The sequence below is a fragment of the Parabacteroides acidifaciens genome, assembly GCF_003363715.1.
GTDB classification, from domain to species: domain Bacteria; phylum Bacteroidota; class Bacteroidia; order Bacteroidales; family Tannerellaceae; genus Parabacteroides; species Parabacteroides acidifaciens.
This window is the reverse complement of the sequence record NZ_QREV01000004.1, coordinates 35,567-51,471: the sequence shown is the minus strand read 5'-3', so window position 1 is coordinate 51,471 and position 15,905 is coordinate 35,567. Positions and strand designations below refer to the sequence as shown.

At 51.4% G+C, this 15,905-nt stretch carries 12 protein-coding genes; 2 read left to right on the top strand and 10 right to left on the bottom strand.

Features of this window, described 5'->3' with window-relative positions:
- Positions 1-3: 3 nt before the first annotated feature.
- Genes DWU89_RS02770 through DWU89_RS02760 form a run of 3 tightly spaced genes read right to left on the bottom strand, consistent with a single transcriptional unit; the run spans position 4 to position 3,807 of the window.
- Positions 4-1,272, bottom strand: a complete 1,269-nt coding sequence (locus tag DWU89_RS02770; protein WP_115498151.1) for an ABC transporter permease — start codon at positions 1,270-1,272, stop codon at positions 4-6.
- A 20-nt stretch (positions 1,273-1,292) separates the two neighbouring features.
- Positions 1,293-2,561 carry an ABC transporter permease gene (locus tag DWU89_RS02765; RefSeq protein WP_115498150.1) on the bottom strand — a complete coding sequence of 423 codons (1,269 nt, stop codon included), beginning with the start codon at positions 2,559-2,561 and terminating at the stop codon, positions 1,293-1,295.
- Between the two features lies 1 nt (position 2,562).
- Entirely contained in the window at positions 2,563-3,807 is a 1,245-nt protein-coding gene (locus DWU89_RS02760) for an efflux RND transporter periplasmic adaptor subunit (RefSeq protein ID WP_115498149.1), read from the bottom strand.
- Between the two features lie 206 nt (positions 3,808-4,013).
- Here DWU89_RS02760 and DWU89_RS02755 point away from each other — a divergent pair, with 206 nt between their 5' ends.
- Positions 4,014-4,874 carry a PepSY-like domain-containing protein gene (locus tag DWU89_RS02755; protein ID WP_115498148.1) on the top strand — a complete coding sequence of 287 codons (861 nt, stop codon included), beginning with the start codon at positions 4,014-4,016 and terminating at the stop codon, positions 4,872-4,874.
- Positions 4,875-5,037: 163 nt separating this feature from the next.
- Here DWU89_RS02755 and DWU89_RS02750 read toward each other — a convergent pair whose 3' ends face one another.
- The gene (locus DWU89_RS02750; RefSeq protein ID WP_115498147.1) at positions 5,038-5,364 is read right to left on the bottom strand and encodes a hypothetical protein; all 327 of its coding nucleotides are present in this window, start codon (positions 5,362-5,364) and stop codon (positions 5,038-5,040) included.
- A gap of 169 nt (positions 5,365-5,533) precedes the next feature.
- Positions 5,534-8,038: a beta-galactosidase GalB gene (gene galB / locus DWU89_RS02745; protein ID WP_115498146.1), complete on the bottom strand. Its 2,505-nt coding sequence runs from the start codon at positions 8,036-8,038 to the stop codon at positions 5,534-5,536.
- A gap of 85 nt (positions 8,039-8,123) precedes the next feature.
- Here galB and DWU89_RS02740 point away from each other — a divergent pair, with 85 nt between their 5' ends.
- Positions 8,124-9,437 (top strand): anaerobic C4-dicarboxylate transporter family protein, encoded by a 1,314-nt coding sequence (locus tag DWU89_RS02740; protein ID WP_115498145.1) that lies wholly within the window; start codon positions 8,124-8,126, stop codon positions 9,435-9,437.
- Positions 9,438-9,494: 57 nt separating this feature from the next.
- Here the strand turns inward: DWU89_RS02740 and DWU89_RS02735 are convergent, their stop codons facing one another.
- The 5 genes from DWU89_RS02735 to kdpB form a co-directional block, all read right to left on the bottom strand.
- Positions 9,495-11,225, bottom strand: coding sequence for a sensor histidine kinase (locus tag DWU89_RS02735; RefSeq protein ID WP_115498144.1), 1,731 nt, complete (start codon positions 11,223-11,225; stop codon positions 9,495-9,497).
- Between the two features lie 3 nt (positions 11,226-11,228).
- Positions 11,229-12,350, bottom strand: coding sequence for a sensor protein KdpD (locus DWU89_RS02730; RefSeq protein ID WP_115498143.1), 1,122 nt, complete (start codon positions 12,348-12,350; stop codon positions 11,229-11,231).
- Positions 12,351-12,366: 16 nt separating this feature from the next.
- On the bottom strand, positions 12,367-13,059 hold the full coding sequence (locus tag DWU89_RS02725) for a TorF family putative porin (RefSeq protein ID WP_244205838.1): 693 nt from the start codon (positions 13,057-13,059) through the stop codon (positions 12,367-12,369).
- A 72-nt stretch (positions 13,060-13,131) separates the two neighbouring features.
- The gene (locus DWU89_RS02720; RefSeq protein ID WP_115498141.1) at positions 13,132-13,725 is read right to left on the bottom strand and encodes a K(+)-transporting ATPase subunit C; all 594 of its coding nucleotides are present in this window, start codon (positions 13,723-13,725) and stop codon (positions 13,132-13,134) included.
- Between the two features lie 116 nt (positions 13,726-13,841).
- The gene (gene kdpB / locus DWU89_RS02715) at positions 13,842-15,884 is read right to left on the bottom strand and encodes a potassium-transporting ATPase subunit KdpB (RefSeq protein WP_115498140.1); all 2,043 of its coding nucleotides are present in this window, start codon (positions 15,882-15,884) and stop codon (positions 13,842-13,844) included.
- Positions 15,885-15,905 lie beyond the last annotated feature (21 nt).

Here is a 15,905-nt window from a genome sequence, read left to right as displayed (position 1 = left end):
GTTTTATTCGTAATGCAATGACTCGGCCGGATCCATCTTCGCGATCTTCTGTGCCGGAAACCAGATGCCGACCCAGATCATGCCGGCCAACAGCAGGCAGGTTCCGCCAAAGGTAACCAGGAAACGCCACAAGGAATAAGGCTGACGATAGGTGTCCGGCATATCGAAGTAAAGCATATTGACAATAAAGATCAGAACCAATGGCACGGTGAAGGACAACAAACAGAGACCTTCCACATTCATAAATTGCTTCAGTTTACTCCGGGAAGCTCCAAGAGCGGCACGCAGACCAAATTCGCCCTGGCGGTATTGCGTACGAAGCCAGAAGGTCCCGACAATACCCAAAAAGACGTTGAGCAACATGAAACCGATAAGAACAGACTTCTTCGTCAAGTTATCCGTACGGGGTTTCAGGAAAGAGGTCCGCATTTCCTGCAAAGGCGTTATGCTGGAGACATAAAGGTTATTCACGGTCAGACGGTCGCTCATCTGCTGCAACAGCGCCTCCATATCTTCCGACCGGAAGCCGTCTTTCATCCGGATGAAACACTCTAAATTCTGCGCCTGCGCCCACTCGACAGTTTCAATGATATCCTTATCACTGCGCCACAGGACATAGAAGCAAGGTCTGCTCTTATCATATTCTGTCCGCCGGAGCGGAGTGGAAACGGCAGCCACAGTTATCGATTCTGTAGAAGAACTGTTCCATTTCACCTGTCTGCCGATTCCCGATTGCCCGTTCCAGAAGTCTCTCTCCAGATCGGCGGTAATAACAAGATCACCCGTATGCTGCTCTACGATCGGACGCAAGGGATGCCCCTCCTGATCCGTGATTCGGAAAACATCATAATAGGCAGGCTCTACCTGTAAACGTTGGAATACATCGGCCTTCTGAGTCGTATCGGCTTCTGCCTGGATCAGGTTAACCCAGGATGTATTCCAGGAATAAGGACAGGCAGCTATGGCGAGGCAGGCATTTTCCACTTCGGGGTTCTGCCGCAGGTTATCTGCCAGACGTATCACATCTTCCCCGTCAGACGTCTGGTGGAGCTCATCAGGAACATAACCGGGTACATCCGGGCTTATCTTCCCGAAATTTACCTTGTAGACATTTGTTATATCAAAGCCTAAAGGGGTTTTATAGGTACAAATATCCACAAACAGGGAATCCATCATAACCCAAAAAATGGCTACGACCAACAGCAGCTCCATAAAGATCCAGACATTACTTCTGCGCTGGTTCCATATTATTTTCAGTATATGCTTAATCATCGTCTTATCGTATTAATGGTTTATCTATTATCTTCTCCATCTTTCAGAGAGGTCACAATCTGTTGCCGGGCGACCTGTACAGCCGGAATACCGGCCGAAAGCAAATTGATCAGCAGGCTGAATAGCAGAGCCAGTAAGAAAATAGCAGGCTGAAAGATCATGTCACCGCTCAACAACGTTCCGCTGTCCTTCAACAGGAAGTCTTTACAAAGCGGCAGGAACGACAACGACAAAGCCAGCCCTAAAACACCTCCCAAAAGGGTTATGACGCAGTTCTCATACAACACCTGGCGGACAAGTACCCCGAAGGTCGCTCCGAACGCCTTGCGCACACCCATCTCCGAACGCCGTTTCTGTACGGAAGACTGCGTTACACCCAACAGGTTCAAGGCGGGGACGAGCAACAAAAACAGCAGCAAGCCGCCTGTCTCCATCAGATAGTCTTTCAATTTCACTTTACGTTGCCCGATAGAACCGATCGCGACATCAAAACGGGTGATCGGGTTCTCGAAGAAGTTGATCTGTGCATCTTTCTTTGTGCCATTGTAGCGGGCCGTCTGTCCGAGCAATTCCTGGCGGATAGCGTCGAAATCATGGCTATCCTTTGCCAACAGACATACGGAGAGCGATCCGGACATATTTTCCGAATAAACATTCGACATCAGGATATGATCGGATGTATAGGGAACCCACACGTTTCCATAGGCCGTATCGGCCGCCCGGCTGACGTCTTCCACCACGCCGCAAATCGTATAAGTAGCCAAATCGATGATAACAGGTTTCCCGACGACATCGGTCGTCCCATACAGATGCTTCGCGATACTTGTCGACACGACTGCCTGCGGAATGGCCGAATCAAAATCAGCCTGTGTAAAAGGCTTGCCGGCCACGAAGCGGAAAGAGAATATCTTCCAGAAACCGGGGTCTGTATATTTGATATCATAGGCCTTATACATCCGTTTGCCCGGTATGGAAAGCGGTTTCGCCTGTGAAGCATATCCGGAGACAGCTTCAGGCAATTTCAGGGAATAGAAGCATTCCTTTACGGCTTCGGGCGACATATTACCGCGGTTCCAGCCGTCGTTCGACCGAACTTCCGTACCGCTGTCCACATACATCATCCTGTCGCGGTCATTCTCCGGATAGAAGTTGGCGAACTGTATCTGGAACACCAGTACTACCACCATAATCATGGCAATGGAGATCGCCGTACCGGCTATGGATATGACGCTGATGAGACGGTTCTCTTTCAGCATCTGAACGGCTTGTTTAACGTATTGCTTAATCATGTTATTCTAATTTCAGTTTGTTCTTGTCTTTATAAGCATTCATATCGGAAACTACGACTTGGTCGCCTTCCTGCAGGCCACTGACCACTTCCACGTATTCAAAGTTGCTGTCGCCTAACTGCACCTTGCGTTTGAGCAGCTGATCGCCGTTGACGACAAAGAGTTCGTATTCCCCTTTCCCCACATAATAGGAGGAATTGGCAATGCGGAGCACATCGTCTTTCACAGCGTTCATCACGTAGACGTCTGTCTTCAAACCGGAGCGCAAGCGCTTGTGGTTGTCCTCATCCAACTGTACGGTGAAGGAGATCACCCCGTTTTTCGAGAGTGGCGTGACGTCGCTCACCGTACCGTCCAGCTTGTCGCTGCCAATCTTGATGACCGCTTTACTGCCTGCAGCAATGCGATCACCATAGGTGTCGGCAATCTCACCCTCGATCTTGAAATGGGACAAGTCGGAAACGATTGCCACCTTCGCCCCCTGCCCGATCTGCGAACCGATCTCGTTATTTACATATGTCAGGATCGCTTTGCGGGGCGAACGGATCTGGGCATCGTCCAGGGTCCGCTTGGTTTCGGCAAGACTTTTGCGGAAGATATTCAGTTCCAGTTCCTTTACTTTCAAATCTGCTTCAGTCAGGGCCTGTTCGTTCGTGTACTTCTGTTCATCTTCTTTCAGTTTAAGAAGGCTCACGTTATAATCGAGTTCCACTTGGCGGACCTTATCGGTCGTACCGGCTCCGAGGCTATCTAAATAGCGTTCATTCCGGAGTTCCACGGCCTTACGGTCCAGTTCCATGCGGGAGACTTTCAGGTTCATTTCCATTTCCGACAACTTGTTATGGTTCACTACACGCTGTTGTTGCAGTTGCAGACTCTTCATCTGTTCCTCATCCAGTTGCTTTTTATACTCTGTTTCGGCGCTCTGCAAATCCAGTTTCAGGATAGGCGTGCCGACATCCACCGAGTCACCGCCACGCTTGTAGACTTCCACGATACGCGAGTTGATCGGCGAGTTGATAATCTCTTCAAACGCCGGGATCACTTTACCGGAGGCGCTAACCGATACTTCGATCACGCCCTTGTCGACTGTCGAAATGTTCAGATCCTTCCGTTTCAGACTCGTCTGAAGCATGGAGATCACCACCACGACCAGGACGATAAGACCACCGGCGACTGCTCCTATTTTGAGAAACTGCTTGCGTTGTTCTTTCTTCTGTACTTCTTTTGATATCTCTCTGTCCATATTTTGTATTGTTTTAATTCACGTTTACCGGCATTACTGTCCGGTTGGCATCTACAGGGCAAACTCCGTGCCAAAAACCTAAGCAACTGATTTAGTGGAAATATCCTCCCTGAATAAGTGTTCAATATCGGACAGTGTGTTCGGTTTTGAGAGAACTTTTCCCTACTTCCCCTTGTTTATCCCCTAACAACTTAAAATGATAAATTATGAACGCTAAAATTTCAATCTTTACACTCTTCACAAGTCTCACCCTGCTCTTTACCGGCTGTGACAGGCACGACCATGACATCCCCGGCGGCATCGAGCCGCCCGAAACCATTCTGAAAGCTTTCGATGCCAAATATCCGGATGCACGCGACACGGAATGGACCGTCAACGACGATTATTACGTGATCGACTTCAAAAACAATGCCCTCGACAACACCGCCTGGTTCGACCACTTAGGTGTATGGGCGATGATCAAGACGGAATTGCCCCTCAACCAATTGCCCGCCCCCATCACGGCAGATATCCGGCAAGGGAAATACGCCGGCTGGAAAATAGAGGAAGCCGATACGATCGGCCGGGCCGGCATGGGAACCGTCTACAAAGTGGAAGTGGAAAAAGGACAACAGGACACAGCACTATATTACACGGCATACGGCGACCTGATCAAAGCCGCAGCCGATAAAGACGATGCCGACCAGCCGGTCACCATCCCGGAAAAGGTCGTCAACCTGATGGAACAGACATTTCAAGGCGCAGAACTGTTAGATATCGAAAACACGACTTTCGGCGTACAACTGGCCGTATTGGACAAAACCGTATTGAAGATTGTCAAACTAACCCAGATATACACCTGGGAAAGCACAACCTGGAAACTCTCCAAGCAGGAAGTCCCATCCGTTATCATGAACGCATTCAGGACTTCCGAATATAGGAATGACACCGTGGAGTCCATCTATATGTATGTAGACGCCAACGGTGCCTTCTATAAGTTCAATGTGGTCCACAACGGACAGGCTGTCACAGTGGAGTTTGATGTATTCGGAAATATTGTTACAAACAGAAAGGGTAATATTTCATAAATAAGATGGCTTTTTTATATTTCAAATATGTTAAAACTGACAATAACCCCCTTCCCGGGATGTTTTTCTATTTCGTCCGAAAAGTTGATCGATTTTGAAGTGACTTTTTTCATGGTTTTAACCTGTTCGCCTGACAACAGAGGAGATGAGGTGCGCAGCCCATTCAGGAAAGGGTACAATTTGATAGCCGGAAACCGGAAACACCGGCAAAGTGATAAAGCTTAACTCCCGGAGAATCGCCTGTAGCAAAACGAAGACGGAGGGCGTTCCAAATATGCAAAGGAAGTTTCAGGGCCTTGTCGCCATGACGACCGTCTTCATCGCGATAATGACCGTGTTCATTGGAATGGCGACCGTCTTCATAGGGTACGGCGACCGTCTTCAGGGCGATAAAGTTCCGGGAAAATGAAATAAAGGTTGACTTCCCGGCAATAGACTCCCTGGAAAAGGGCTTTTTCCCCTTTTTGGCGGTTAAAAAGAGGATTAACATTTGTTTAAATTAGGGGCTCTTTTAGGGCCTAAAAAATGCGTTTTATACAATAAGCCCCTGGATATTGAAAAAGTATCCATGCCCATCCATTCGGAATTTCATGCCCATGCAATCCGATTTCCATGGGCATGAAACGTGAATCATAACTGAACCGATAAATCTTCATTTATTATTCGCTGATCAGTTCTATCTTCGCACTCTTCACACCCGGAGCCGAAGCCTCGAACATGATGACGCCCGGCTGCTCTTCGGTCTGCACGATAGCGGTCAGCTGTCCTTTGAACAGAGACATTTGCGGGGCCTGGAAAGATTCGAGGGAAGCCGCATCGCCATTGGCAGCCGCACGATAGGTGCCGGCACCGCGCACATTGAACTTCACCTTATGGGTGGCATCCGGACAAAGGTTGCCGTTCTTGTCGACAACACGGACATTGATGAAGGAAAGATCCTTGCCATCGGCCGTCAGGCGGTTCCGGTCGGCTGTCAGTTCGATATGGTGAGGCTTGCCGGCCGTGTGCACCTCTTCTTCGGCAACGGCATTGCCGTCCTTGTCATAAGCAACCACTTTCAGCGTTCCCGGTTCATATTTGGTATCCATCCACATCAGGCGGTAGCGCTTCTGGCGTTCGAAACTCTTCTGGGCGGCTTCCGTATAGCTGCTGTCCAGTTCCACGCTCAGGTCTTTCGTGCGTTTGCCCTGGCTCTTGCCATTGATAAAGAGTTCGGCGGTAGGATAATTGGTATAGACGAAGACGGGTGTCACTTCTCCTTCACGTCCGGGCCATGTCCAGTGAGGCAGGATGTGGAGCGTACGTTCCACCTTGTTCCAATGGCTGCGGTAGAGGTAGTAACGATCCTTTGGAATACCGGCCAGGTCGATGATGCCGAACAGGGAGCTATGGCTTGGCCAATCCGTATAGTACGGAGTCGGTTCACCCAGATAGTCGAAACCGGTCCACACAAACTCGCCGATGCAATACGGCAGGTCTTCATGCTGGATAAAGTCGTCTTCCGGCAGGTTGGACCAGCCGCAGTGTTCCACGTCGTAACCGGAACTCTGGTGATCGTCGTATTTCGCCATTGCCTTACGTTCCACCGGGAATTTATACACGCCGCGGGAACTGACTGTCGAGGCCGTTTCGCTGCCTAAGATGATCCGCTGCGGCAACTTCTTGTAGTTGACCTTATATCTGAACGGGCGGTAGTTGAAGCCGGCCACATCCATGACGGCGGCAAAGTTATTGTTCACCACGGCATCCGGGGCATCCATCCCTTGCGTTACCGGACGAGTCGGGTCTTCGCGGTGGCAGATATCCTGCAATCTTTTGGCAATCTTGCAATCTCCTTCGTTCCACTGATTAGGCACTTCATTGCCGATGCACCACATCACCACGCTCGGGTTATTCCGGTAGTGATGAACCAGGTTTACCAGATCTTTCTCCACCCATTCATCGAACAGCAGGTTGTAGCCGTTCTTGCATTTCGCCACGTTCCATTCGTCAAAGCTCTCCGCCATAATCATCATCCCCATTTCGTCGCAGGCCCGGATCAGTTCGGGAGCGGGCATATTATGGGATGTACGGATCGCGTTGCAGCCCATGTCTTTCAGGATACGCACCTGGCGGCGGATGGCTGCATCGTTAACAGCTGCGCCCAACGGACCTAAGTCATGATGGTTGCAGACGCCCTTAAAGACAGTCTTCACACCATTCAGGAAGAAACCTTTGTCAGGAATAATCTCGATCGAACGGATGCCGAACGGTGTGGTATAGATGTCTTTCAGCTGGTCACCTTCATAGAGGCGGGTTTCAGCCGAATACAAAGCCGGCATATCCGGCGACCATAAAGACGGGCTCTGGATGATAAATTCCTGCTCCGCCTGATCGTTGTTGTATTTCATCTGTTCAAGAGAGGTGCGGACAGCCGTCAGCTTCTGCTTGTTCGGATTCCAGACGCTGGTCTCCACGCTGTATTTAGCAGGATCGGCCCCTTCGGGAAGCACCACTTTGGTACGGATGTTCACTTTGGCAAACTTCTCGTTTACCGAGGGAGTCGTCACGTAAGTTCCCCAAACCGGGATATAGGCGTCGTCCGTCACGATCACATGGACATTACGATAGAGTCCGGCACCGGGATACCAGCGGGAAGACTCCGGCAGGTTCTCCAAACGGACGGCTAACGTATTTTTCTGTCCGGCTTTCAGATATTTCGTGATATCGAAATGAAACGAGTTATAACCATACGGCCAGTAGCCGACCTTCTGCCCGTTGATGTAAACATTGGCATGGCTCATCGCCCCGTCGAACAGGATCGTCGCCCGCTTGCCTGCCTGGAACTGCGGAACCTCGAACTCGGTGCGGTACCAGCCCACACCGACGAAGGGAAGACCGCCGGTACGTCCGGCATGCTCCATCGCTTCCTTCTGTCCGTCTTGCGCAATCGCCACCTCCTGTTTATCGTTCTGGGAACTGAAAGGGCCGTAGATGGCCCAGTCGTGCGGGACGGTCACAGACTGCCACTTGCTGTCGTCGAAAGCAGGCTTTATAAACTCATTGTTATCCTCGCGGGTGAACTTCCAGTTTTTCTCCAACAAGAACTCATTACGGACCTGCGCCGTCATTGCCGACACACACCCGAACAACCCTACTAAAGCTGCGAAATAGATTCTTTTCATTTGTATTTAGTGTTTTTGTAGTACTTAGCAGGACAAAAATAACTAAATTTGCGACCTTTACAAACTAAATCTGCATTTTACAGCCATGTTGTTACAATTACTATTCGTTTTAATTGCAATTATAATAGGAGCCCGCCTCGGAGGCATCGGGTTAGGTGTATTGGGCGGTCTGGGATTAGCAGTCCTTACTTTCGTATTCGGACTGGAGCCGACTTCCCCACCCATCGACGTAATGCTGATGATCGTAGCGGTCATCGCGGCAGCCAGTTGTATGCAGGCAGCCGGCGGCCTGGACCTGATGGTGAAGTGGGCGGAAAAGTTGTTACGCAGGAATCCTTCCAAGATCACGATATTGAGCCCGTTAGTTACATACGTCTTTACTTTCATTGCCGGAACGGGGCACGTGGCCTATTCCGTCCTTCCCGTGATCGCAGAAGTCGCAACAGAGACAAAGATTCGCCCCGAACGCCCGTTAGGGATTGCCGTTATCGCTTCCCAACAGGCCATTACCGCCAGTCCGATATCGGCGGCAACGGTGGCTCTGCTCAGTATGTTAGCGGGATATAATATTTCATTGATGAACATTCTGATGATTTCCGTTCCCTGTACACTGGTTGGTGTTCTGGCTGGTGCATTCTATTCCCTCCGCGTCGGAAAGGAACTGACGGACGATCCGGAATACCTGCGCCGCGTCGCCAACGGAGAGTTTACGAATGACAAATATGTGTCAAAAGGCGTCGAGAACCATCGTGCCGCCCTCCTGTCAGTGGTAATCTTCATTACGGCGACCATCGGGATCGTCCTCTTCGGTTCGATGGATTCATTGCGTCCGGTGTTCGCGCTGGCCGACGGGGCAACCCGGCAGATGCAGATGGCGCATATCATCGAGATATTGATGCTTTCGGCCGCCGCCCTGATCCTGCTCATCACCCGGACGGACGGGATAAAGGCCGTACAAGGTTCTGTCTTCTCCGCCGGTATGCAAGCGGTAGTTGCCATCTTCGGTATCGCCTGGATGGGCGACACGTTCATCGGCGGGAATATGGCCGAACTGAAAGGTTCGATCGAACATATCGTGACGGAAATGCCCTGGCTGTTCGGTCTGGCCCTGTTCGTGATGTCCATCCTGCTGTTCAGCCAGGCTGCGACTATCCGTGCATTACTGCCGTTAGGAATCGCCCTCGGCATCTCCCCGTATATGCTTATCGCGCTTTTCCCGGCTGTAAACGGTTACTTCTTCATCCCGAACTACCCGACAGTCGTAGCCGCCATCAATTTCGACCGTACCGGAACAACCCACATCGGCAAATACATCCTCAACCATTCGTTCATGATGCCGGGACTGATCGCAACCGGGGTGTCGGTGGCGTTGGGGCTGCTGATGATACAATTGTTCTAACTGATCCGAGATCTTCCCGACCGGCTATCAGAGTATTTTTGTTACTTCTAAACGATATTATACATTAAAGGTAATGATAAACGTACTTCCCTTGCCCACCTCGCTCTCCACGCGGATCGTGCCGCCGTGCGCTTCGATGAAGTCTTTGCTGATGGCGAGGCCGAGGCCGCTCCCTTGTACTTTTGTGCCGGGGACACGGAAGTAACGGTCGAAGATACTTTGATGGTAACGGGGATCGATGCCTTTGCCGAAGTCCCGGACGAATATTTCCACCGTCTTGTCTGCCTGGCGTGCACCGATAATGATACGGCCGTTCTCCGGCGTGTAATGGATAGCGTTGGAAAGGAGATTTGTCAACACCCAGGCGATCTTCTCGCTATCGACAAAGAGTTTGGAAATCTTTTCCGGATATTCCACCTCGATATGGCAATTGAAACGCTCCGCCTGTACCCGGTTCGCCTTGATAGCATAATCGATCAGTTCAATCGGCTTCGTGATCTTCGGATTCAGTTGCAGTTTGCCCGTTTCCACCTGCGTCATCTTGAGGAGTTCGCCGGTGATTTCGAGTAGGCGGTCACTGCTTTCCTTCATGCTTTCGGCAAGCGCCTTCTGTTCGTCGTTCATGTCTCCCACCCGTTTGTCTTCAAGAAGTTTCAGGCTCATTAAGATGGCCGAGATAGGAGTTTTCAGCTCGTGGGAGATGGTGGAGATAAAGGTTGTTTTCGCAGAGTCCAACTCTTTGAACTCGGTGATATTCTTCAGGAGGATGACATCGCCGGCATACTCGGTTTCGCGTCCGTCACTGTCCGTCACATGGATCGGGATGTATTTTGCCTGGAAATAGCTTTCTTTATTGTCGGCATAGATCTTCAGAGGCTCCTTCTTCTCGTCGGGCTGGATCAGTTCGCGAACCAAACGGCGGAGCAAGTCATTTTTCAACGCCAGCTCGGCTGCGGACTTTCCCATCACGTTTTCCCGTTTTAAATTCAGGATGGTGAGTGCTTCGTCATTCGCGAAGAGGATGGAACGGTCGCGGTCGAGCCCTATGATCGGTTCGGTGATGCTGTTGACAATCGCTTCGATGTATTTTTTGGCTTGGATGATATCAGCTAACGTACTCTTCCGGTATTCCGTCAGCCGTTCAGCCATCCGGTTGAAGGAGGCGGCAACTCCGGCGAACTCCTGATTATCGCCTAAGTCAAGCCTCTTTTCGTAATTATGGTTTGCGATCTCCATTATGCCGTCGGTCAGTTTGCGGATCGGCGTCGTGATGGAACGGGGCAGGCGGATCAGGAATGCAAAAGCGATCAGGATACAAGCCATCGCAATGATACATATCCAGAGTAATGCCTGGTCCGCCGTATGCCCGGCAACCTGGCTTTTCCTGTAGATCGTCGCCATATTAAGGGTCATGATGTCATTGAGGGCTGTCCGGACACGCCGGATAGTCGTGTCGTTCTGGTTACGATGCATTGCCTCATACTGCGTGATTAGATGCGCCGTCGCCACGTTTTCGTCGACCTCGGTGATATTCTTCTTTTGCAGTTCCAGGTTCCTTTCGAACTCCGCACGTGCTGTCGGGTCCGTCTCAATCCGTTCGAGGGCATCCAGCATCCGGCGGGAATAGAGAAGCGAATTATAATTATCCGCCAGGATGTTCTGCGTGTCGGCAGACATATCCGTAATGTTCTTGACCGCCACACCGCCAAGCAGGACAATCAACGTAAACAACAAACCGATACCGGAGGTCAGTTTCGTTTTTATTTTCAGACTAAAGAGCTTATCCATACACTATGCTATTATTATCAGGTCAATATTCAACTGCGACAAACTATTTAACAAGGTCCTGTACTGAAAGATCGACACCAGTACAGAACGAAGGCCAAACGAAGGTTTTCCCACGCACACCGTTGTAATCTGTTTCTCCCTGCACACTTGCACGATACTTTCCGGGATGTTCTCCGATTGGATCTGGATCACTTCACCGCCCAGCTCGGTAGCCAGTTTGAAATGGTTCGATAGATACCGCTGGTTAGCCAATGGTATCCTGTCTATACTTTCACGCGGAGTCTGGACATACAGGACAAAAAACTTCGAATTATACCGCGTAGCCAAGCGTGCAGCCTTACGGATCACCTTCCGAGGCGCCTTCTCGTGGCTGCTGATGCAGGCGAGGAATCTTTCATGACGGACGCCCGTATTGACAGGGACAGAGTTTTCAACCTTCTTTTCCACCCTCAAAGCCACCTCCTTCAAAGCCAGTTCGCGGAGCTGCAGGATGTTTTCGGACTTAAAGAAATTGTTCAGCGCCGTCTGCACCTTCTCCGGCTTATAAATCTTACCGGCTTTCAGGCGTGCCACCAACTCGTCGGCGGTAAGATCGATGTTCACCACCTCGTCCGCCTGCTCCAGCACACTGTCGGGGATGCGTTCCTTCACCTCGATGCCGGCGATATCCTGCACTTCTTCGTTCAGTCCTTCGAGGTGCTGGATGTTGACGGCGGTAATCACGCTGATCCCCGCCTCCAGAATGTCCATCACGTCCTGCCAGCGTTTTTCGTTCTTGCTGCCCTCCACGTTGGTGTGGGCCAGTTCATCGACGATCACCACTTCGGGGCGGATGTTCAGGATAGCGTCCAGATCCATCTCTTCGACCTCCTTGCCTTTGTAAAACGACTTACGGCGCGGGATAAGGGGAAGCCCCTTAACCAACGCCTCTGTCTCGGCCCGGCCATGCGTCTCGATGTAGCCGACCTGCACATCTATCCCGCTGCGAAGCAACTCGTGTGCCTCCGACAACATCCTGTACGACTTGCCCACACCGGCAATCATGCCGATGTAGATTTTGAAGTTACCGCGACGGGACTTTTTCAGCAAATCCAAAAAGTGTTGTACGCTCTCTTCTCTGTTCATTTGCCTGAATTACTGTTTACGGTTTCAATGTAAAGCCGAAGACCAGGTGCGCATCTTCCAACCGGGGATTCCAGATGGCCTGTGCAAAAATAGGTAAAGAAAACGAATCCGTAACCTTTATCGCGGTAGTTCCTTTCAACGCCACGTTCGTAACGGCAAAGCCGTTGGTATAATACTGGGGTGCCTTGTAAGGGACCAACCCGCAGGTGACGTTCAGATCGACACGTTTCACCGAGAACGGATAGTTCAACTCGACGTAAGAGGAATAGTTCTGACCGCCCTCCGCATCCTTGTCCTGTCCGGCAAACATCGTGTACCAAGCCACCGACAGCGGGAACTTCTCCACGGGAAGGGTGTAAGCCAAGCCTGCCTCAAAGTGATGTGCCGTCTCATGGCTCTTAAAGTTAAAGTACTTGTTAGCCCCTTGTCCGCCCCACCAGAGGTCGGCGACAGACAAGGTCAGGCCGGAATTGCCGAACGTATAAGCGGCCGTCAGGTCGATTTCCTTGTTGGCAAGTCCTTCCGAAGCCTGATACCCGTCGAAGTCGGTCGATCCCCAGGCTGTCAGCGAGAAGCCGGCGATGCCGAAGGAAAATGTAGGCTGGAAACTGGCACCCGTCTGGTACATACCACGCCAGATATAGGAGCTGACCAGGTCGCCCTGGACGTTGAATGTAGCTCCGCTTTCGTCATCCTGCGCTTTTATCATCCCGAAGGAGCAGAAAGAAACTGTTATTACTGCGGCTAATGCCTTTTTAATTATTGCGTTCATATTTTATTCTTATTTGGTTTGTTGATTACTTGTTTCCAACTTCTCTAAAGCCACGTTCAACTTCAGGACATTGACTTTTTCCGGGCCGAACAATCCCAACAGCGGACCTTCGACATTCGCGTTGACAATGGCCATCACCTTTTCCGGAGAGATGCCACGTGCATCAGCTACCCGTTGCACCTGCGCATAGGCGGCTTTCGGGGAAATATCCGGATCGAGGCCGGAGCCGCTGGCGGTGACCATTTCGGCAGGAACCTGTTCGCGTTTCAGGTAAGGATGATGCACGAGGAAGGTGTCGATACGCGCCTGTATGTCCGCCAGATATTCTTCGTTGGACGGTCCTTTATTGCTGCCCGCCGAGCTGGAAGCGTCGTAGCCGTCACCCGCATGCGACGGGCGGCCCCAGAAATAAATATCCTTTGTGAATTGCTGCCCCACGTTGGCTGCGCCTACTATACGGCCGTTCAGTTCGACCACATCGGCATTGCCCTTATTCGGACCGGCTACCTGCGCAAAAAGCCACAGGATGAAGATATAACTGACACTGAAGAGGATGCAAAATGCAATCGTCAGCTTGAATGATTTAAACAGATTCGATATCATATGATTTGATTTTCTTTACGTTCTTAATTGCGAAACACCCGCTCCCGCCCGGCAGCCTTTCCGGATCACGCAGAAACATCCGCCAGGCGGCGCGCAGTGTCAAGAGATATTTATACTTAGAAAAAAAGAGAGACCATCATGTCGATCAACTTGATTCCAATGAACGGAGCGATCACGCCGCCCACCCCATAGATCAATAAGTTACGGCGCAGTAAGGCCGAAGCCCCTATAGGCTTATAAGCCACCCCCCGCAAAGCCAACGGAATCAGGATCGGGATAATGACGGCATTAAAAATCACCGCACTCAGGATCGCACTTTCCGGACTATGCAAACGCATGACGTTCAGAGCCGCCAACTGCGGGATCGCCACCATGAACAGGGCCGGAACGATTGCGAAATATTTCGCCACATCGTTTGCGATACTGAAGGTCGTCAACGTACCGCGCGTCATCAGCAACTGCTTACCGATCTCCACAATCTCGATCAACTTCGTCGGGTCGTTGTCCAGGTCCACCATATTGCCGGCTTCCTTAGCCGCCTGCGTACCGCTGTTCATGGCTACACCGACGTTTGCCTGCGCCAGTGCCGGGGCGTCGTTCGTCCCGTCGCCCATCATAGCCACCAGTTTGCCGGCTTCCTGTTCTTTCCTGATGTAGTTCATCTTATCCTCCGGCTTGGCTTCGGCGATAAAATCGTCCACACCGGCCTTTTCGGCGATATATTTAGCTGTCAAAGGGTTATCACCCGTCACCATCACCGTCTTGACACCCATCTTGCGCAACCGTTCGAAACGCTCCTGGATGCCCGGTTTAATGATATCCTGCAACTCGATCACACCGATGATGAAATCGTCTTGCGAAACCACTAACGGAGTCCCGCCGTTGCCAGAGATCTTCCCGACCAGTCCGGCCACCTCCTCCGGGTACTTGTTTCCGGCCGCCTCGCTCATTCGGCGGATGGCATCGAAAGCGCCTTTGCGGATACGGGTTCCGTCTTTCAGATCGACACCCGAACACTTCGTCTCGGCAGTGAATCTGATCATCCGGGAACCCGAAGTGCTCAGATCGCGGATGCGGATGCCGCGCTCGCGTCCCAGTTCGACGATCGATTTGCCTTCGGGCGTCTCGTCCGACAGGGAAGCCATCAGGCAAGCCTGTACGAAAGAATGTTCGTCGACCCCGGCCACCGGATAGAACTGTGTCGCTTTACGGTTGCCGATCGTGATCGTGCCGGTCTTGTCAAGCAACAGGGTGTCTATGTCGCCGGCTGTCTCTACAGCCTTGCCGGATTTGGTTATTACGTTGGCCCGCAAGGCACGGTCCATACCGGCAATACCGATCGCGGACAGCAGCCCACCGATGGTAGTCGGGATCAGACAAACAAACAGGGAGATGAAGGCCGCAATGGTGATTTGTGTTCCCGAATAGTCGGCAAGCGGCTTCAACGTACCGCATACAACCACAAACACCAGTGTAAAACCGGCCAACAAGATCGTCAAAGCAATCTCATTCGGCGTCTTTTTCCGTGAAGCGCCTTCCACAAGGGCGATCATCTTGTCGAGGAAGCTCTCGCCCGGCTGTGTCGTCACCATCACCCGGATCTGGTCGGACAGCACTTTCGTACCACCCGTCACAGAGCTCTTATCGCCCCCGGCCTCACGGATGACCGGAGCCGACTCGCCCGTAATGGCACTCTCGTCGATCGAAGCCAACCCCTCGATGATCTCGCCGTCGGAAGGGATCGTGTCGCCAGCCTCGCAGATAAAGACATCGCCTTTTTTCAACTGCGAACTGCTCACCGTCGTGACCGTACCGTTAGCATCCACCCGTTTTGCAGGCGTCTCCTCGCGGGTCTTACGCAAGCTGTCGGCTTGCGCCTTGCCACGTGCCTCGGCGATCGCTTCGGCAAAGTTGGCAAAGAGCAGCGTCAGGAACAGCACAATGAAAACAACTATATTATACCCGGCCAACCCCTGTGCGGTATTGCCTGTAGCCGCCGCCCAAACCGTCACGATCAACATCACGAAGGTCACCACTTCGACGATAAACATAATCGGGTTGCGGAACATCGTCCGGGGGTCCAACTTGACGAACGACTGTTTCAGGCTTTCTATAACAAGCTCCTTCGGAAACAAAGAAGCAGATCGATTCTCTTTCATCGTATTACTTTTCAATTTTCA